Annotated in this window: 18 protein-coding genes and 1 pseudogene; 16 read left to right on the forward strand and 3 right to left on the reverse strand. The window is 29.5% G+C overall.

The features are described from left to right. Positions 1 to 95: 95 nt before the first annotated feature. The 6 genes and pseudogenes from J3359_RS16745 to J3359_RS18595 form a co-directional block, all read left to right on the forward strand. Entirely contained in the window at positions 96 to 1,256 is a 1,161-nt protein-coding gene (locus tag J3359_RS16745) for an HlyD family secretion protein (RefSeq protein ID WP_208078234.1), read from the forward strand. A 50-nt stretch (positions 1,257 to 1,306) separates the two neighbouring features. Then, positions 1,307 to 1,615: a DNA-binding protein gene (locus J3359_RS16750; protein WP_208078236.1), complete on the forward strand. Its 309-nt coding sequence runs from the start codon at positions 1,307 to 1,309 to the stop codon at positions 1,613 to 1,615. A gap of 198 nt (positions 1,616 to 1,813) precedes the next feature. Beyond that, the gene (locus J3359_RS16755) at positions 1,814 to 2,011 is read left to right on the forward strand and encodes a hypothetical protein (RefSeq protein WP_208078238.1); all 198 of its coding nucleotides are present in this window, start codon (positions 1,814 to 1,816) and stop codon (positions 2,009 to 2,011) included. A 12-nt stretch (positions 2,012 to 2,023) separates the two neighbouring features. Beyond that, positions 2,024 to 2,200 carry a hypothetical protein gene (locus J3359_RS16760; protein WP_208078239.1) on the forward strand — a complete coding sequence of 59 codons (177 nt, stop codon included), beginning with the start codon at positions 2,024 to 2,026 and terminating at the stop codon, positions 2,198 to 2,200. Further along, a complete protein-coding gene (locus J3359_RS16765) occupies positions 2,193 to 2,375 on the forward strand; it encodes a bacteriocin (protein WP_208078241.1) in 183 nt (60 codons plus the stop codon). The genes J3359_RS16760 and J3359_RS16765 overlap by 8 nt, the downstream gene beginning before the upstream one ends. Before the next feature lie 269 nt (positions 2,376 to 2,644). Further along, positions 2,645 to 2,788 (forward strand): annotated as a pseudogene (locus J3359_RS18595) (cysteine peptidase family C39 domain-containing protein); the annotation flags it as partial. 168 nt (positions 2,789 to 2,956) lie between these two features. Here J3359_RS18595 and J3359_RS16775 read toward each other — a convergent pair. Then, the gene (locus J3359_RS16775) at positions 2,957 to 4,294 is read right to left on the reverse strand and encodes a transposase (RefSeq protein ID WP_367890395.1); all 1,338 of its coding nucleotides are present in this window, start codon (positions 4,292 to 4,294) and stop codon (positions 2,957 to 2,959) included. A 128-nt stretch (positions 4,295 to 4,422) separates the two neighbouring features. Here J3359_RS16775 and J3359_RS16780 point away from each other — a divergent pair, with 128 nt between their 5' ends. The 9 genes from J3359_RS16780 to J3359_RS16820 all read left to right on the forward strand — a co-directional run bounded on the left by J3359_RS16780 (position 4,423) and on the right by J3359_RS16820 (position 12,128). Then, positions 4,423 to 4,626, forward strand: coding sequence for a cysteine peptidase family C39 domain-containing protein (locus tag J3359_RS16780; protein WP_208078244.1), 204 nt, complete (start codon positions 4,423 to 4,425; stop codon positions 4,624 to 4,626). A gap of 197 nt (positions 4,627 to 4,823) precedes the next feature. Continuing rightward, positions 4,824 to 5,006, forward strand: a complete 183-nt coding sequence (locus J3359_RS16785) for a hypothetical protein (protein WP_208078245.1) — start codon at positions 4,824 to 4,826, stop codon at positions 5,004 to 5,006. A gap of 22 nt (positions 5,007 to 5,028) precedes the next feature. After that, on the forward strand, positions 5,029 to 5,199 hold the full coding sequence (locus tag J3359_RS16790) for a hypothetical protein (RefSeq protein ID WP_208078246.1): 171 nt from the start codon (positions 5,029 to 5,031) through the stop codon (positions 5,197 to 5,199). A 170-nt stretch (positions 5,200 to 5,369) separates the two neighbouring features. After that, positions 5,370 to 5,534, forward strand: coding sequence for a hypothetical protein (locus J3359_RS16795; protein WP_208078247.1), 165 nt, complete (start codon positions 5,370 to 5,372; stop codon positions 5,532 to 5,534). Positions 5,535 to 5,640: 106 nt separating this feature from the next. Then, positions 5,641 to 7,797 (forward strand): peptidase domain-containing ABC transporter, encoded by a 2,157-nt coding sequence (locus J3359_RS16800; RefSeq protein WP_208078248.1) that lies wholly within the window; start codon positions 5,641 to 5,643, stop codon positions 7,795 to 7,797. 71 nt (positions 7,798 to 7,868) lie between these two features. Continuing rightward, a complete protein-coding gene (recN, locus tag J3359_RS16805; protein ID WP_208078249.1) occupies positions 7,869 to 9,521 on the forward strand; it encodes a DNA repair protein RecN in 1,653 nt (550 codons plus the stop codon). Between the two features lie 26 nt (positions 9,522 to 9,547). Next, entirely contained in the window at positions 9,548 to 10,069 is a 522-nt protein-coding gene (locus J3359_RS16810; RefSeq protein ID WP_208078250.1) for a hypothetical protein, read from the forward strand. 37 nt (positions 10,070 to 10,106) lie between these two features. After that, positions 10,107 to 10,913, forward strand: coding sequence for an enoyl-ACP reductase FabI (locus J3359_RS16815; protein ID WP_208078251.1), 807 nt, complete (start codon positions 10,107 to 10,109; stop codon positions 10,911 to 10,913). A 258-nt stretch (positions 10,914 to 11,171) separates the two neighbouring features. Further along, positions 11,172 to 12,128, forward strand: coding sequence for a glycosyltransferase family 2 protein (locus J3359_RS16820; protein ID WP_208078252.1), 957 nt, complete (start codon positions 11,172 to 11,174; stop codon positions 12,126 to 12,128). 1,243 nt (positions 12,129 to 13,371) lie between these two features. Here the strand turns inward: J3359_RS16820 and J3359_RS16825 are convergent. Beyond that, positions 13,372 to 14,070 (reverse strand): copper homeostasis protein CutC, encoded by a 699-nt coding sequence (locus tag J3359_RS16825; protein WP_208078254.1) that lies wholly within the window; start codon positions 14,068 to 14,070, stop codon positions 13,372 to 13,374. 53 nt (positions 14,071 to 14,123) lie between these two features. Then, on the reverse strand, positions 14,124 to 16,418 hold the full coding sequence (locus J3359_RS16830) for a beta-N-acetylhexosaminidase (RefSeq protein ID WP_208078255.1): 2,295 nt from the start codon (positions 16,416 to 16,418) through the stop codon (positions 14,124 to 14,126). 489 nt (positions 16,419 to 16,907) lie between these two features. Between J3359_RS16830 and J3359_RS16835 the strand changes: the two genes are divergently transcribed. Beyond that, positions 16,908 to 19,244, forward strand: coding sequence for a GH92 family glycosyl hydrolase (locus J3359_RS16835; RefSeq protein ID WP_208078257.1), 2,337 nt, complete (start codon positions 16,908 to 16,910; stop codon positions 19,242 to 19,244). Position 19,245 lies beyond the last annotated feature (1 nt).

Genomic DNA, 19,245 nt, shown 5'->3' on the forward strand with positions numbered 1-19,245 from the left:
CATATCGTGGCTGTTTTTTAAACTTATTTTAAGATTGTAACATGATTTATAGAGCTATTATTTATTCTAAAACTATTTTTCATAGAAATTAAGACATGAATAAGCAAATATTTCCAAAAGAGATTATAGAAAGTACGGTTGAAGTACATCAATTTAAACATACAAATAAAAGTAAAGTTATTTACAGTATTATTTTAATCTTTTTAATTATAGTATTGGTTTCTTTGCCTTTTATTAAGGTTACTATTTATAATACTTCTCAAGGTTTAATAAGACCCGACAAAGAGAGAGTCCTTCTAGAGAGTAGTACAAGTGGTAAAGTTATATTTCAGCAACTTAAAAATAATGGTCAAGTAAAAAAAGGAGATACGCTGTTATTGATTAATAATTTAGCCATAACTCAAAAAATAAATAATACTACAAGCCGGTTGAATGAAACTAAAATTTTTATTGAAGATTTAAAACTTTTATCTAATAAAAACAGAATTTTAAATAAATTAAAATCATTAAAATATAAACGAGAATACAACTTCTATCAACAAAAATTAAGCGAATTAAATACTCGTTTTCAAAAAATAAAAGAAGATTATAATCGAAGTCAAAAATTATTTAGTAAAGGGGTTATCGCTAAAACTGATTTGAATAATAGTAAGTTAGAATATGATTTAGCTTTAAGTGCAACCTATCAATATAAAAAACAGCAACATAGTACTTGGCAAGCAGAGTTAGTTAATTCTCAGAATCAACTAAAAGAATTAGAGAATAATCAAATTCAATTAGAGGAGAATAATAATTTATCCATTATTAAAGCTCCAGTTACAGGAACTTTGTTAAATGTAAAAGGTATAGAGCAAGGAAGTTTTATTACAACAGGAATGCAACTGGCGGAAATTTCTCCCAAGACCGATTTAATTGTAGAATGTTATATCAATCCTACAGATATCGGTTTGTTAAAAAAAGAAACTCAAGTAAATTTTCAAGTAAGTGCATTTAATTATAATCAATGGGGTTTAGCAAATGGAAAAATTTTAGAAATTGGCAATGATATACAGATGATTAATGATATACCAATGTTTAAAGTATTGTGCTCACTAGACCAAGATTTTCTACAGCTAAAAAATGGATTTAAAGGGCAATTAAAAAAAGGGATGCTAGTAAATGCTCGTTTTGAATTGACAGAACGTACCTTATTTGATTTGTTATATGATAAAGTAGATGATTGGATGAATCCATCAAGTCAAATAGCTAAAAACTAATATAAATATAATTTTGAGTATAGTTGAAAAATTTCAATAAAATAAAAATCATGAAAAATTTAAAAACACTAGAACGTTTACAACAATTACACAATTTAATTGCTATTGAAAATACGGGCACACCTAAAGAATTAGCCAGTTTAATGCAAATAAGCGAACGTTCTATTCACTTATTAATAGAAGAATTAAAAGATTATCATGCAAATATATGTTATAGTAGAAGTAGAAAAACCTACTATTACTGTGAAAATTTCGATTTGAAAGTAAATATTTCTGTAAGTGTTTTAACAAATAATGAAGTAACCCAAATTTTTGGTGGTAGTTATTTTTTACAAACTAATTTGCAAATTGCAAATTAGTTGCAGTGAACACATTTATATTTGCAGTATCAAAAAAGTAATAGATTGCTAGACGTAGCAAAAGTTAGACGTAACTTATTTTATTTTTTTTGATGTGGATTGTGAAAGTCAAAAGACGGTTATTCTCACTAAAGTAGGAATTTCATAATAAATTTTCACAATCAAAAAATAAATTAATAATTAAAAAAACGTAATTTTATGAAAAATTTACAAAATTTTGGTGTTCAAGAGTTGAACTTTAAAGAATCGGTTGTTTTAAATGGAGGAATGACAGACCCTGATGGTTGTGCAGGTTGTTCTGCTGGTTTAGCACTTAGAAGGTGGATTGGAAATGCTTTTGATGCTTTTGTAGAAGGATACTCAAGAGGAGGAACCCATACACAATATGGAATTTAAAATTTAAATCTTATGAAAAATTTACAAAAATTTAATGTCGAAGAACTATATTTAGAAGAAAGTAAAAATATTAATGGAGGAATTGGTATTTTAGCAGGTATTGGACTAGCTATTCTAGGTATGGCAATTTACGAACACGGTAAAGAGTTTGTTGCAGGAATGTTTAATCCTTTTACTTCAAATGAATAATAATAATAATAAATCAAATATCATGTTAAAAGAGTTAACTAATAAAGAATTAATTGAAATAAACGGAGGTGGTCCGTTATGGGATGCTTGGTTAAAGAGCGTTGAAGATACAGGGCAATATGTTGGCGGTTTTATATATGGGTTATTTGTTGGAGAATGCCCTTCTGAATGTTAAAAATATGAAGTTGAAAAATAAGCATTTTATATTTTTATTTTTGGTTAGTCTATTACTTTATAATATTATTAAAAACTTCGTGATAGGAGTTTTCAATCCTTTTAAAATTAATTAGCTAATAACTTCTTACAAAAGTTTATACAGCATAAAATATTTTATGCTGTATAAACTTTTATAACATACTTGATAAGCAAAAAATAAATTAATTTATCATCTTTACTGCAATTTTATTGCAGTAAAGATGATTTTCTTTGCCATAAAAACTAGAAATGGCAAAAATTACCATAAAACAACACGACATTACAGATTGTGGAGCAGCTTGTTTAGCCTCTATATCTTCTCATTTCAATTTACAACTCCCTATTGCACGTATTCGCCAATATGCAGGCACAGATAAAAAAGGAACTAATGTGGCACATTCAGAAAATAGGTTATTTTTAAAAATGCAGCTAAAATTGCGGGCAGAATTATTTAAATTCTACCCTCAATTTTTGTTTTAAAGCTGTTTTAAGTGTTCAGTTTCTTAAAAACTTCCCAACAAGACATACCTCTCCCATAAAACTATATTCAATGCTTCAAATTTAGACTACTTGTTGTGCTGTTTTAGCTATTTTTCTTCGGCCAATTTCAAGAGCATTCCCTGTGTGTATTCCAAAGAATATCCATAGAATTTCATTCTTTTTAGTTTTGGCTTTTATTTTTCGTAAGTGATAATATTCTTTATCCTTTCCAAAAGAACCTTCTAATCTTGTAGCTCTTTCTTTTGCGATAATAGCTCTAAGTTGCTTTTTTTCTTTATGATTTTTCGGCTTTTTTCCCTTGGGGATAAAGTCTGTTTCTATGTTCTTAGAACTACAGTGTTTTCTATTTTTATTGGTGGCATAAATTTTATCTGCTCCAGCTATTTTTACTTTTTTTCGAGTTAATCCTTGTGCTTTTTGGACTGTTTGAATAAAACGATTTCCTTCATGAAATGCATTAAAGTTAATATGTTCGATAAAGCTAATTCCATCAATTTGAACTTTGTTAACTTTTGCTCCAAATTCAACAGGTTTTACTTCCTTTCCTCGAACAATAGGACGAATATAATCCTTTTGAATGCTTACAATTCTATCTTTGATTTTTTCTCCTGTATCAAAATGATCTTTTTGTTGTTTGTAAATCCTTTGAATTGTATTTATTCGCTTATAATACAAAGCTATAAACTCAATATTGTGATTTTCTGACAACTCTTTTTCAAAGTTGATAAATTTACTTAACAGATTGAGTAAACCTCGGGTTAATGAAATACGTTTCGACTTGGTTTTTCTTCGCATTTTACTAAATCCTTGATAACGCTTTTTCCACTTGATATATTTACTTCTAATCATTTTAACCCCTAATATAGAGCAGGTTTTACGTAATTGATTGTACAACCAATGAACCGACTCCCAAAGTAATTTTTGGATGCTAGGGTAACGAACTTCACTTTCATAACAAGTAGCATCCATTACAATTTGATTGGGGTTTTCAATTTCGTTTTTCCAAGAGTTGAATAGAATTTTTTCTATGGAATTAATATCGAGTTTCTCTGCTAATTCACAACGTATTTGGCTCACTATTTTATAGTTTGTTAAGCGTTCAAAACCTAGTTCTATATCACAGAAAAATTGATAGTCTAAATTCGAGTTTAGTTGCTCAATCAATTTTCTATCTGAACAATTAGCATAATGTTTTAAAAACATTAAACCTAGTCTTCCTTTAGGACTAAAAAGATAGTTTCTCCCTTTTGATTGTTCAGAAATACCAAAAGAGCTAACTAAATCATTCCAAGGAATTGCAGAGTAGATTTTACCTAAATCTCCCTCTAAAAATCGCGCATAATGAGCATCATAATTCTCGCTGAGGGGAAAAAATTGAAATGCGGTGTTGCATTTCAGAAATTCTTCGTACTTTCATAATTGTCGAAATTAAAACCCCGTTTTTTGCCTATATTGGCCATTTTCGGGGTTTATTATAGCTACAAAATACAACAAATCCCTCGTAAAAACAAGGGATTCGTTGTTTTATGAAAGCGCCTAATGTATTGGGTTTAATTGAAGTCGCAGAAAAATTAGGTTTTGAAGCTAAAGGTGTTCGAGGCGAATTAGACAGTTTATTTAAAATACCAAAACCTGCTATAGCACATCTTATTGTAAAAAAAAACACTGAAATAACCCAAATTTTTGGAGGTAGTTATTTTTTACAAACTAATCTGCACATTGCAAATTAGTTGCAGTGAACACATTTATATTTGTAGTATCAAAAAAGTAATAGATTGCTAGACGTAGCAAAAGTTAGACGTAACTTATTTTATTTTTTTTGATGTGGATTGTGAAAATAAAAGATCGTAATTCTTATAAAAGTAGGAATTTCACAATCAATTTTCACAACCAAAAAATAAATTAATAATTAAAAAAACGTAATTTTATGAAAAATTTACAAAATTTTGGGGTTCAAGAGTTGAATGCTGAGGAAGTTAAAGAAATTGATGGAGGAAATGATGTAGCTGGATATTTATTTAATATGAGTAAGTATGCGGTACGAAATACTTTATTTGTTTTGGGCATGTTCGCAGGTATATCAGATGGTTTTGATGAGGGTAATAAATAAAAACAACAAAAATTAGTATAAAATGAAAGAATTAACATTAAATGAATTAATAGTAATTAATGGAGGTAATACTGCACCTCCAAGTGTAAGTGATAATGCAACTGTTCAATCAGGCTATAGTTTTGGTTATAGAATTGGAAGAGCTATTGGAAATACAGTAAGACAATTTAGATCAATATTTGATATTTTTTAATTAAAATTTAGATCAAGGTTAGACTAACTTTTAGTTTAACCTTTTATTTAATTAATTAACTATTTTTGTTTTAGATTTTTTTTAAAGTAATAATATTAGTTACAAATAATTAAATTTAAAATCACTTATGTGTTGTAAATTAATTAATTTCAAAAAAATAGAAATACTTTATGGATTTAGAAAAAATTAAAATAAGTATTTCTGTAGGTAATGTATTGGCAATGATTATATCATGGGATAGAAACAAATCTATACTTATGGCTCTGGTACATGGGTTATTTGGGTGGTTATATGTTATATATTACTATGTTGGCAAAAAAGAAGACAAAAACTAGAAATTCTTCAAAAAATAATCGATTTTATATTTATTCTTACTTAAGTTATATTTTCCCTGCAATAAAAATGCAGTAAACACCCCTTTCTTTGCCATAAAAACTAGAAATGGCAAAAATTAACATAAAACAACACGACATTACAGATTGTGGGGCAGCTTGTTTGGCTTCCATTTCAGCACATTTTAATTTACAAATACCCATTGCACGTATTCGCCAATATGCAGGCACAGATAAAAAAGGAACCAATGTTTTAGGTTTAATAGAAGCCGCAGAAAAATTGGGTTTCGAGGCAAAAGGTGTTCGAGGCGAATTAGACAGCTTATTTAAAATACCAAAACCTGCTATAGCACATCTTATTGTAAAAGAACAATTGCACCATTATGTGGTTATTTATGAAGTAACCAAAGAATACATTAAAATTATGGATCCAGGAGATGGAAAAATCCATAAAAAGACACACCAAGAGTTTCTAAAAGAGTGGACAGGTGTTTTAGTCTTACTATTACCAAAAGAAGAATTTACACCAGCAAACGAAAAAGTATCCGTTTTAAAACGTTTTTGGTTCTTATTAAAGCCTCATAAATTTGTGTTATTGCAAGCTTTAATAGGTGCAGTCATTTATACGTTACTAGGTTTTTCTACCTCAATTTATATACAAAAAATTACAGATTATGTTTTAGTAGGTGGTAATACAAAACTGTTAAACCTATTAAGCGTTATAATGCTTTTATTATTGGTTTTACAAATTATAATAGGTGTTTTTAAAGATGTCTTTTTAATTAAATCGGGTCAACAAATAGATGCGCGTTTAATTTTAGGGTATTACAAACATTTACTAAAATTACCACAGCAATTTTTTGACACGATGCGTGTAGGAGAAATAATTTCTCGTATAAATGATGCTGTTAAAATTAGAGCCTTTATAAATGATGTATCTTTAAGTTTAACAGTAAACATACTCATTCTGTTTTTCTCTTTTGGTATTATGTTTATGTATTACTGGAAATTGGCTTTAATTATGTTATTGGTTATTCCGTTGTATTTGGTAGTTTATTTCATTATAAACAAACTCAACAAAAAAACAGAGCGTAAAATAATGGAGCGTTCAGCAGAATTAGAAAGTCAGTTAGTAGAATCTTTAAATTCGGTAGGTACAATAAAACGTTTTGGTTTAGAGAGTTTTGCAAATATCAAAACAGAAACACGTTTTATTAATTTATTACATATTGGTTATAAATCAGCTTTAAATTCCATTTTTTCTGGAACTTCCACTACTTTTATTGCACAATTATTTACAATCATACTTTTATGGAGTGGCTCTTATTTTGTTATTGCAAGAGAAATTACACCAGGAGAATTACTCTCTTTTTATGCCATAATTGGTTATTTTATGAATCCTGTTGCCAGTTTAATTGGCGCAAACAAGCAAATACAAAATGCGCTAATTGCAGCAGATCGTTTGTTTGAAATTATGGATTTAGAGAGAGAAGAAAACACGGAAAAGGTAGTATTGAAAAAAGAGAAGATTAACGACATCGAATTTAAAAACGTAGCTTTTAGATATGGTACAAGAGTACAAGTTTTTACAGATTTCAATCTAAAAATAAAAAAAGGAAATATTACAGCCATTGTTGGCGAAAGTGGCTCAGGTAAATCAACTTTAATTTCTTTACTTCAAAATTTATATCCATTACAGAGAGGGCAAATTACTATTGGAGATTTAGATTTAAAATATGTACAATTGGAAAGTTTACGAGAATTAGTAAGTGTTGTACCTCAAAAAATAGATTTATTTGCTGGGAATGTAATCGACAACATTGCTGTTGGTGACTTCTCCCCAAATATGGAGTTGATTATAGATATATGCAAATCGATTGGTATTTTAGAATTTATAGAAAGTTTACCCAATGGATTTAATACGTATTTAGGAGAAAATGGTGCAACACTTTCTGGAGGTCAAAAACAACGAATTGCGATTGCAAGAGCTTTGTATAAACAACCAGAAGTGTTGGTTTTAGACGAAGCAACCTCTTCTTTAGATTCAACGTCAGAAAATTATATTCAAAAAGCAATAGAAAGATTACGTTTACAAAATAAAACGATTATAATTATTGCACACAGATTAAGCACCGTTATAAATGCAGATGAAATTGTTGTTTTACAAAAAGGAGAAGTATTACAACAAGGAAATCATAAAGAATTGTATGCGAAAAAAGGAAATTATTACAATTTATGGCAACAACAAATGCCAAAGTTTAGTTGATCAATTTTATAAATTAGATTTTCAATTTGTAGATTTAATTCACTAATTTTATCTCACAAAAATTACTGAATTTGCTAACACAACTTTCCATAAACAACTACGCATTAATCGACTCGTTATCAATTAATTTCTCTTCGGGTTTATCCATTATAACTGGAGAAACTGGCGCAGGAAAATCGATACTTTTAGGTGCTTTAGGCTTGGTTTTAGGAAACAGAGCAGATTTGTCTTCCTTAAAAGATACTTCACAAAAATGTATTGTGGAAGCTAAAATGGCAATTGCGAATTATAATTTAGAAGATTTTTTTAAAGAAGTCGATTTAGATTTCGAAGCAGAAACCATTATTAGAAGAGAAATTTTGCCTTCAGGGAAATCGCGTGCTTTTGTAAATGACACACCTGTTACGCTTTCAGTTTTAAACGAATTAAAAAATAAATTAATTGATGTGCATTCGCAACATCAAACCATGGAATTGTCCGACAATGCCTTTCAATTTTCTATTATTGATGCATTGGCGAAAAACAAAAATAAAATAGATTCTTACAAAAGAGGTTTTTTACAATTACAGCAGTTAGAAAAAGAACTAAAGGAATTAGAGCACATTCAAAAAGAAGCAAATAAGCAATACGATTATAATTTGCACTTGTTTAAAGAATTAGAAGAAGCTAATTTAAAAGTTGATGAGCAAGAAGATTTAGAAGAGCGATTAGAGAAATTAAATAATATAGAAGATATAAAAATAAATTTATCTGAAGCATTAGAAATTTCTTTAAATGAAGAAATTGGAATTCAGAATTTGCTAAATTCCTTAGAAAATAGAGTGTCTAAAATTGCTTCTTTTTCAAAAGAATACCAACAATTAGCAGAAAGAATAACATCCGTAAAAATAGAAATAGACGATATTGTTACAGAGTTAGAAGATGCGAATGAAAATGTAGATTTTAACCCCAATGAAGCAGAAGAAATTAATGATAGATTGCAGTTAATTTACAATTTACAGAAAAAACATACTGTAAATTCAATTCAAGAATTATTAGTCGTTTTCGAGAAATTATCCGAAAAAGTACAACAAGTTGAATCTGCAGAAGATACCATCAACAAGAAAAAACAGGAAATTCATTCCGTTTCAGAAAAATTAGATAAAGTTGCCGATTTAATTACAAAATCAAGAACAACTGCAATTCCTAAATTAACCAAAGAATTAGAAAGCTTATTGGCAGATTTAGGTATGCAAAATGCTCGTTTTTCCATAAAAGTAAAACCGACAATCGTTTATTTTTCAAACGGAAAAGATAATTTAGAATTTTTATTTTCAGCAAACAAAGGCGGTAATTTTGGAGAATTGAAAAAAGTTGCTTCAGGAGGAGAATTGTCGAGAATAATGCTGTCTGTAAAGAAAGTATTATCAGAAAACATACATTTGCCAACCATTATTTTCGATGAAATAGATACAGGAGTCTCAGGAGAGGTTTCCAACAAAATTGCAGCAATAATGCAACAAATGAGCAACCACATGCAAGTTGTTGCCATTACACATTTACCACAAATCGCAGCAAAAGGTAACAACCATTATAAAGTTTATAAAAAAGAAGTAAAAGGCGTTACAACCACAAATTTAAAACAACTTTCAAACGAAGAAAGAATTGTGGAAATTGCAGAAATGTTAAGCGGAAAAGAGATTTCAGAATCTGCTTTAACACATGCGAAGGAATTATTAAACTAATATATTTTTGTAAAATTCAAATACAAATGGATAATTTTAACGAGGCAGAAAACCTATTGTTTGAAGCTGACAAATTAATTTCTGAAGATAAAATAGTTGAAGGAAAAGAGGCGCTGTTTTCAGCTTTAACAGAATACCCAGATTATGGGAAGTTTCACAATTATTTAGGGTGGATTTATCATTATAAAATGATTGATTACGAAAAAGCTCAAAAGCACTATTTATTATCTATAAAATTAAGCCCCAAATACCACGCAGCATATCATAATTATTTATATTTCTTATTCGATAGTGGTAAATACAAAGAATTAATCGATTTTGTAAATAAAAATCTGCAGAAAGAATTTTTAGACAAAGGAACACTCTATAATCAATTAGCAAAGGCGTACGAGCTAAGAGATAATTTAAAAGAAGCATACAAGTATTATATGCTTGCAAGAAAAAATACTACAGCTACCAATTATATGGAAGAAATAAATAGCTCTTTATTAAGGGTAAAAAGTAAAATGGGTTTTTTTGAAAGACTTTCACTAATAAATAAGCATTAACAACCAAAAACTATCAACAATAAAACCAAAAACAACTATGTACAACTTACTAAAAGGAAAAAAAGGAATTATTTTTGGAGCATTAAACGAACATTCCATCGCTTGGAAAGTTGCAGAAAGAGCACATGAAGAAGGAGCAGAATTTGTGTTAACAAACGCACCAATTGCAATGCGAATGGGCGAATTGAATGCTTTGGCAAAAAAAACAGGTTCGCAAATTATTGCTGCAGATGCAACTTCAGTAGAAGATTTAGAGAACTTGGTCGCAAAATCTATGGAAATTTTAGGCGGAAAAATAGATTTCGTTTTACATTCCATAGGAATGTCTGTAAATGTAAGAAAAGGCAAACACTACACCGATCCAAAATACGATTTCACCACAAAAGGTTGGGACGTTTCTGCGGTTTCTTTCCACAAAACAATGAATGTTTTATACAACAAAAACGCCATGAACGAATGGGGAAGCATTGTCGCTTTAACATACATGGCTGCACAAAGAGTTTTTCCAGATTATAATGATATGGCAGATAATAAAGCCTATTTAGAGTCCATTGCACGTAGTTTTGGGTACTTCTTTGGGCGCGACCATAAAGTGCGAGTAAACACCATTTCTCAATCGCCAACTCCAACCACTGCAGGTAGTGGTGTAAAAGGTTTCGACGGTTTTATTGCCTATGCAGAAAAGATGAGTCCGTTAGGAAATGCAACTGCTGCAGATTGTGCAGATTACACGATTTCTCTATTTTCCGATTTAACAAAAAAAGTAACTTTGCAGAACTTATTTCACGATGGAGGTTTCTCTAATATGGGCGTAAGTGATGCTGTTATGGAAAAATTCGAGTAGTTTTATTTGGAGCTATTTCCTGCTTTCGTTACTCGCTTTTTATCTCTTTCTAAGAGATAAAAGAGCTCAAACAGACCACTCAATCAGGGCTAGACTTGTTTGCAAACGATTAGAAAAATTTTTAATTAAATCATATTTAAAAGTTGAAGTTTTAATAAATAAGAACCTTCAACTTTTTTTATTTTTTTACATTTACATTAAAGAAAGTTTTAAAAGTAACTCAACTTTAAAACTTTAAAACTTTAAAACTTTAAAACTTTGAAACTACTTTTTAGTATCATAATTCCAGTTTACAATCGTCCACAAGAAATAGACGAGTTATTAGAAAGTCTTACAAAACAAGATTTTTCTGATGATTTCGAGGTGGTAATTATTGAAGATGGTTCCGATAATTCTTCAAAAGCAATTGTAGAAAAATATAAAAATCAACTTGATTTAAACTATTTTTTCAAAGAAAATAGTGGAGCAGGAGCCAGCCGAAATTTCGGGATGGAAAAAGCCACAGGAAACTATTTTATTATTTTAGATTCAGATGTTCTTGTTCCACCTCAATATTTATTGGAAGTAAAAAAAGCATTAGAAGCTAATTTTACAGATGCTTTTGGTGGGCCAGATGCTGCTCATAAAAGTTTTACTTCTTTACAAAAAGCCATTAATTATTCCATGACTTCGGTTTTAACCACAGGAGGAATTCGTGGAAAGAAAAAAGGCATTGGAAAATTTCAACCCAGAAGCTTCAACTTAGGTTTGTCTAAAAAAGCATTTGAAAAAACTAACGGTTTCTCTAAAATGAAAAATGGAGAAGATATCGATTTAACCTTTCGTTTATGGGAAAACGGATTCGAAACGCAGTTAATAGACAAAGCATTTGTATATCACAAACGCAGAAGTACCATAAAACAATTTTACAAACAGACTTTTGGTTTTGGAACAGCAAGACCCATTTTAACTAAAAAATATCCAGAAACTGCTAAAATTACGTATTGGTTTCCAAGTGTATTTATTTTAGGTTTCGATGTAAGTATTTTATTGGCTTTTTTCGGATATTTTCAATTACTATATTTTTACGGATTTTATTTTTTATTGATTTTCTTAGATTCTTTACTTCAAAATAAAAATAGTAAGGTTGCTTTTTTGAGTATTATTACTTCTTTTACTCAGTTTTTGGGTTATGGATTTGGGTTTTTGGAATCAAAATTTTTTGCCAAAAAGTAAATTATTATTCCTGTGATTTGTGCAGAGCTTGTTTCAGTAAAACTGGCATCCAGAATAACACATCAAAATTTTGTTGATTTTATTTTTTTCAATTGCATCCAGCTTTAGCTGTATGATATAAACAATTTATGTATGGTTGGCTTTAGCCAAAAACACTCGATTGCGTTGAAAACATTTTGGCTAAAGCCTTTATTTTATATGCATATTTACAATGGGTTAAAACCCATTGCAATTAAAAAAAATGGCTATAATTAAATTTTGTTGATTTTATTTTTTTCAATTGCATCCAGCTTTAGCTGTATGATATAAACAATTTATGTATGGTTGGCTTTAGCCAAAAACACTCGATTGCGTTGAAAACATTTTGGCTAAAGCCTAAATTTTGTATACATATTTACAATGGGTTAAAACCCATTGCAATTAAAAAAAATGGCTATAATTAAATTTTGTTGATTTTATTTTTTTCAATTGCATCCAGCTTTAGCTGGATGTTATAAATAATTTATGTATGGTTGGCTTTAGCCAAAAACACTCAATCGTTTTGAAAACATTTTGGCTAAAGCCTTTTATTTTATATACATATTTACAATGGGTTAAAACCCATTGCAATTAAAAAAAATGGCTGTAATTAAATTTTGTTGATTTTATTTTTTTCAATTGCATCCAGCTTTAGCTGGATGATATAAACAATTTATGTATGGTTGGCTTTAGCCAAAAACACTCAATCGCTTTGAAAACATTTTGACTAAAGTCGATATTTTAAAAACATATTTACAATGGGTTAAAACCCATTGCAATTAAAAAAAATGGCTATAATTAAATTTTGTTGATTTTATTTTTTTTCAATTGCATCCAGCTTTAGCTGGATGTTATAAACAATTTATGTATGGTTGGCTTTAGCCAAAATACTCGATTGTGTTGAAAACATTTTGGCTAAAGCCTAAATTTTGTATACATATTTACAATGGGTTAAAACCCATTGCAATTAAAAAAAATGGCTGTAATTAAATTTTGTTGATTTTATTTTTTTCAATTGCATCCAGCTTTAGCTGGATGTTATAAACAATTTATGTATGGTTGGCTTTAGCCAAAAACACTCAATCGCTTTGAAAACATTTTGACTAAAGTCGATATTTTAAAAACATATTTACAGTGAATTATAAACCATTGTAATTGAAAAGTTAACTTGTTGAAAATGAAAAAAAAGGCTTTAAGAGATTGTCTTAAATGAATCTAATTTATTCTATTGAATCACTTTTAAAATACTTTGTATTTCTTCAATATTAGATTCTGTTTGAGCAACACTTCCAAAAAATATACTTTTTTCAGAATTTGTAATTTTAGAAGCAGAAGTATGGATTTCCATAAAACCAGCTTCCTTAAAAGTAGGAGCATTCTCAGCATTTATGCCACTTCCAGGTAGAATAATTATATTTTCTTTGGCTAGTTTTTGTAGTTCAATTAGTAAATGAATTCCGTTGATTGCTTTTTCCTGCAAACCAGAAGTTAAAATTCTATCTACTTTTAAATCCATTAATCTTTTTAAGGATTCTTGTGGGTTTGTAACACAGTCGAAAGCTCTGTGAAAGGTAAAGGAAAGTGGTTTGGAAAGTTCAATAATTTTTGCAGTTCTTTTAATATCGATGGAATTATCCGCATTTAAAATTCCAGAAACAATTCCATGAAATCCTAATTTTTTACAAATTAAAATATCTTGTTTTATTTGTTCAAATTCCGCATTAGAATAATAAAAATTACCACTTCTTGGACGAATTAAAACATTTACAGGAATCGTAATTTTTGCTGCCACTTCTTTTAGTAAACCATAAGAAGGTGTAATGCCGCCAACAGATAATTCTGAGCATAATTCAATTCTATGAGCTCCAGATTTTTCAGCATTTAAAGCAGATTGATAAGAATTAGCGCAAATTTCTAAAAGCATTGTTTATTTAATTTAAACCTCAAAGGTTTTTAAAATCTTTGAGGTTTGGATTTTTACTTTACAATAATTTCGTCAATAAACGTCCAAGCTTTATTTCCTTCTCCAGGATTCCCTTTTGGTATAATTCCGTAATTTGGAATTGTTAATTTTAGGGATTTTACTTTTTGTTTATCAGTATTTAATTCAGCGAAATTAAATTTTAAATCTATTAAAGTAGTTTCTCTATCTGCTAGTTTATTTTTTGATAAAACTACTTTTCCATTTTCTAACTCAAGTTTTATAGTAACTTCTTTTGGTGCATAAATCCATTGCGAATTTCCATTATGGAATCTCGTAGAAATCGAGTTAATTTCTGTTGGCTTATCGAACTCGATGGTTACTTCTACATCATCTCCATTAAAACCTAACCATTCTTTATCCTCATAACTTTTATCACTCCCATAAATTCCGTTTGTTAATGCTTTTATTCCACCTTCGTTATAAGACCTGTGTGGGTTTACATTTAGAGAAACTTTTTGTCCAACAGCTTTGTGTGGTTGTATTTTTTTCGTAAAAACACTGCTTAGTTTTTTACCTTCGGCATTAAATGTAGCAGCTTTTATTTCGGTGTTTTTTGTAATTAAAATTTCTTCAGAATATATTTTAGAATTTTTATCGGGTTCAGAACCATCTGTTGTAAAACGAATTACTTTTCCTTGAGAGGGTGCTTCTAATTGATAGCTAATTTTATTTACATCACTATGCAAAGTTCCTTTAATTTCATATAAATGATTGGCATAATTTACATCCATAGCATCTAATCTCTCATTAAAAAAGGCTAATCTTTTTACAAAATTGTTGTAATTTCTGTTTTCTTTTGAAGACCAAACCACTTCAGCCAAAGCAATTGCTCTTGGAAACGCCATATATTCTGCTTGGTCTTCTGTAGGGATGTATTCTGTCCATAAATTTCCTTGAGCTCCCAACACATATTTTTCTTCTTCTTTAGTTAATTCTTCTGGAATCGGGTTAAAATTATAAACTTTTCTCAAAGGAAGAAAACCGCCAATAGCCAAAGGTTCGTTAGGGTTTTTAGATTGATAATGGTCGAAATAACAGTGTGTATTTGGTGTTAAAATTACATCGTGTTTTTCTTTTGCGGCTTTAATTGCGCCAGCAATTCCTCTCCAAGACATTACAGTTGCATTTGGCGCCAAACCACCTTCTAAAATCTCGTCCCAACCAATAATTTGTTTTCCTTTAGAGTTGATGTATTTTTCCATTCTGGTAATAAAATAACTCTGCAATTCGTGCTCGTCTTTTAAACCTTCTTTTTTAATTAATTTTTGACAATAGTCACAGTTTTTCCAACGAGTTTTAGGTGCTTCATCTCCACCAATATGAATGTATTTTCCTGGAAAAAGTGGAATTATTTCATCTATAACATCTTCTAAAAATTGAAAAGTTTTTTCATTAGGGCAATAAACTTCATCAAATACGCCCCATTTTGTAGCAACTTCTACTTGTTTTCCTGTACAACCCAACTCTGGATATGCTGCAATTGCTGCTTGCGAATGTCCAGGCATTTCAATTTCTGGAATGACTGTTACTTGTCTTTCTGTAGCATATTTTACCACCTCTTTTATTTCTTCTTGCGTGTAAAAACCACCATATTTTTTTCCATCGAATTTGTGCGGTTTGTTTGCATAACTACCAATTAAAGTTTCTTTTCTAAAAGCAGCAATTTCTTGTAATTTCGGGTATTTTTTAATTTCAATTCGCCAGCCTTGGTCTTCTGTTAAATGCCAGTGAAAGGTGTTCATTTTTAACATTGACATTATATTGATGTATTTTTTAATAAAATCGACAGAGAAAAAATGACGTCCAACATCTAAGTGCATTCCTCGATACACAAATCTTGGCTCGTCTTTAATGTCTAAACATTGAACTGCAATTTGCTTGGATGCAGATTTTACAGGCAATAATTGTATAAAACTTTGTACTCCATAAAAAGCTCCTTTCGCTGTTTTTGCAGCAATTGAAACAATGTTTTTCTCAACTTTTAAAGTATAACCTTCCTCATTTTTAATAGAAGCATCTATTTTAAATTGAATAGAATTTTTCTCTTTTTTATCGGAAAGATTCAAATTGTAAGAGTCTTTTAGAAAAGATGTAAAAAAGTCCGAAACGTTTTTCAATTGATTATCAGTAATAATTGAAGTACTACTATCTAATATAAAAACACCTTCCTGAATCTTCTGGCTCAAAGGTATTGGAATAATATTCGGTTCAATTGGTTTTTTAATTTGGTTGTTGCAACTCGATAAAATTGCAATAAAAAGTACGAGAAAGTAATGGCTAATTTTCATTTTCTATTATATTTGATACGAATTTAATAATATATTTTTATGAAAATTATTTTATCTTCATTTTTTTTAACATTTAGTTCTAATAATAGATGTAAAATCGCACATTAAATCATAAAAAATGATAAAGAAAAATAATTTTCTTTACGTTCGCAATTTTAATATTAAGTTGTATTTAAAATAACTTTTATAGCAGGAAAATTTTAAAAAGAAATTGATAGAAACTATATATTGCATTGCGAAATTATCTTTACAATGCCTAATGCTTATGAAAAATAATAGTTTATTTTTTTTTAACCATGTTTTCGAGAATTGGTTTGCGATTGGTTAATAATATGTTATAGAAGACCAGTTCCTAATGAAGGTAAAGATTATAAAGTAACTTAAATAGATAATTATTATTTAATATAAATGCTGCCTCCAATAAGTAAAAATAACTTTTAGGGTGTACAATCTCAACAAATAAATTAAATTTAAAATTTAAAAAAAAAAATGAAAAACACTGTTTATTTACTAATTGTTTTAACAACTGTTTTTTCTTCTTGCGATTCTAAAAAAGAAAACACAAACAAGTTAAACGTAGAAGCGGTTTCTTTGGTAGATTATGTAAATCCGTTAATGGGAACAGATTCTAAATACAGTTTGTCTAATGGAAATACATATCCTGCAATTGCAACACCTTGGGGCATGAATTTTTGGACACCAATGACTTCTAAAATGGGAGATGGCTGGACGTATAAATACAACGAAAATAAAATTAGAGGAATTAAACAAACCCACCAACCAAGTCCTTGGATAAACGATTATGCCGCTTTTTCTTTTATGGCTGTTACTGGGAAGTTAAAATACAAAGAGGAAGACAGGCAATCTTGGTTTTCTCACAAAGCAGAAACTGTAAAACCACATTATTACAAAGTTTATTTAGCAGATTACGATGTTGTAGCAGAAGTTACACCCACAGAAAGAGCGGCTCATTTTAAATTTACGTTTCCGAAAGCAGATTCCTCTTACATAATGTTAGATGCATTTTACAGAGGTTCTATGGTTAAAATTATTCCTGAAGAGCGAAAGATTATTGGATATTGTAGAAATAATAGTGGAGGAGTTCCAGATAATTTTCACAATTATTTTGTTGCGGAATTTGATAAAGATTTCGAGATAAACCATACTTGGACAGATGGATGGAAATTAATAGAAAATAATTTGAAGAGTGAAGGAGAACATGTTGGAGCTATTATAGGTTTTAAAACGAAGAAAGGAGAAACTGTAAACGTAAAAGTAGCATCGTCTTTTATAAGTTTAGAGCAAGCACAATTAAATTTAGATAGAGAAATTGGAGAAGATTCTTTTGAGACTACAAAAGAAAAAGCAAAAAAAACATGGGAAAAAGAGCTGCATAAAATTACAATTGAAGATAATAATATCGATAATATTAGAACTTTTTATTCTTGTTTGTACCGTGTTTTATTGTTTCCAAGAAAGTTTTATGAATATGACAAAAACAATAAAATAGTACATTATAGCCCTTATAATGGGAAAATTTTACCAGGTTATATGTTTACAGATAATGGATTTTGGGACACTTTTAGAGCTGTGTATCCATTTTTTAACATGATGTATCCAGAGCTCAATAGCAACATTGTAGAGGGGTTAGCAAATACGTACAAAGAATCTGGTTGGCTTCCAGAATGGGCGAGTCCTGGACATAGAAATTGTATGATAGGTTCTAATTCTGCACCCATTGTTGTAGATGCATTTTTAAAAGGAAATGTAAAAGAAGCAGACGTGAAAACAATTTTCGAAGCAATATTAAAAAATGCAGAAGTAGAAAAAGGAAGACCTGTAAAATCAGTAGGAAGAGAAGGTTTAGATTACTACAACTCTCTTGGTTATGTTCCTTATAATGTTGGGGTTAACGAAAATGTAGCAAGAACTTTAGAATATGCTTATGCCGATTTTACCATAGCTCAAATGGCGAAGAAATTAGGCGAAACAGCAATTGCTGAAAAATATTATCAAAAATCTTTAAATTATAAAAATGTTTTTGATCCATCTACCAATTTAATGCGTGGTAAAAATGAAGATGGTACATTTCAATCTCCTTTTAATCCTTTAAAATGGGGCGATGCTTTTACAGAAGGAAATAGTTTGCATTATACATGGTCTGTTTTCCATGATGTAGAAGGTTTAATTAATTTAATGGGTGGAAAAAATAAGTTTATTGCACAGTTAGATAGTGTTTTTACAATGCCGCCAGATTTCGACGATTCTTACTATGGAGGAACCATCCACGAAATTCGCGAAATGCAAATTGTAAATATGGGGAATTATGCTCATGGAAATCAGCCAATACAACATATGATTTATTTATACAATCATGCAGGAACACCTTACAAAGCACAAGAAAAAATAAGAGATGTTTTAACAAAGCTATACAGTGCAACTCCAGATGGTTATTGTGGAGATGAAGATAATGGACAAACTTCTGCTTGGTATGTTTTTAGTGCTTTAGGTTTTTATCCTGTTACACCAGCAACCAACCAATATGTTATTGGAAGTCCTTTATTTAAGAAAGCAACCTTGCATTTAGAAAACGGAAATACGTTCGAGATACATGCAAAAAACAATTCTAAAAATAATTTTTATATAGCATCTACAACCTTAAATGGAGCAACAACCACCAAAAATTTTATCAATTATAATGATATACAAAAAGGGGGTGCATTTAATTTTGAAATGACTAATAAACCGAATAAAAATTGGGGGAATAAAGAGGAAGATTTACCATATTCACTAAGTAAAACCAAAGATTTAAAAGGAAGAAATTAAG

The organism is Polaribacter cellanae (genome assembly GCF_017569185.1).
In the GTDB taxonomy this organism is placed as follows: Bacteria; Bacteroidota; Bacteroidia; order Flavobacteriales; family Flavobacteriaceae; genus Polaribacter; species Polaribacter cellanae.

Excerpts from the sequence above, each read along its gene's own strand:
- J3359_RS16745 (WP_208078234.1), top strand. The coding sequence starts at position 96 with ATGAATAAGCAAATATTTCCAAAAGAGATTATAGAAAGTACGGTTGAA.
- J3359_RS16750 (WP_208078236.1), top strand. The coding sequence starts at position 1,307 with ATGAAAAATTTAAAAACACTAGAACGTTTACAACAATTACACAATTTA.
- J3359_RS16755 (WP_208078238.1), top strand. The coding sequence starts at position 1,814 with ATGAAAAATTTACAAAATTTTGGTGTTCAAGAGTTGAACTTTAAAGAA.
- J3359_RS16760 (WP_208078239.1), top strand. The coding sequence starts at position 2,024 with ATGAAAAATTTACAAAAATTTAATGTCGAAGAACTATATTTAGAAGAA.
- J3359_RS16765 (WP_208078241.1), top strand. The coding sequence starts at position 2,193 with ATGAATAATAATAATAATAAATCAAATATCATGTTAAAAGAGTTAACT.
- J3359_RS16780 (WP_208078244.1), top strand. The coding sequence starts at position 4,423 with ATGAAAGCGCCTAATGTATTGGGTTTAATTGAAGTCGCAGAAAAATTA.
- J3359_RS16785 (WP_208078245.1), top strand. The coding sequence starts at position 4,824 with ATGAAAAATTTACAAAATTTTGGGGTTCAAGAGTTGAATGCTGAGGAA.
- J3359_RS16790 (WP_208078246.1), top strand. The coding sequence starts at position 5,029 with ATGAAAGAATTAACATTAAATGAATTAATAGTAATTAATGGAGGTAAT.
- J3359_RS16795 (WP_208078247.1), top strand. The coding sequence starts at position 5,370 with ATGGATTTAGAAAAAATTAAAATAAGTATTTCTGTAGGTAATGTATTG.
- J3359_RS16800 (WP_208078248.1), top strand. The coding sequence starts at position 5,641 with ATGGCAAAAATTAACATAAAACAACACGACATTACAGATTGTGGGGCA.
- J3359_RS16810 (WP_208078250.1), top strand. The coding sequence starts at position 9,548 with ATGGATAATTTTAACGAGGCAGAAAACCTATTGTTTGAAGCTGACAAA.
- J3359_RS16815 (WP_208078251.1), top strand. The coding sequence starts at position 10,107 with ATGTACAACTTACTAAAAGGAAAAAAAGGAATTATTTTTGGAGCATTA.
- J3359_RS16825 (WP_208078254.1), bottom strand. The coding sequence starts at position 14,070 with ATGCTTTTAGAAATTTGCGCTAATTCTTATCAATCTGCTTTAAATGCT.
- J3359_RS16830 (WP_208078255.1), bottom strand. The coding sequence starts at position 16,418 with ATGAAAATTAGCCATTACTTTCTCGTACTTTTTATTGCAATTTTATCG.
- J3359_RS16835 (WP_208078257.1), top strand. The coding sequence starts at position 16,908 with ATGAAAAACACTGTTTATTTACTAATTGTTTTAACAACTGTTTTTTCT.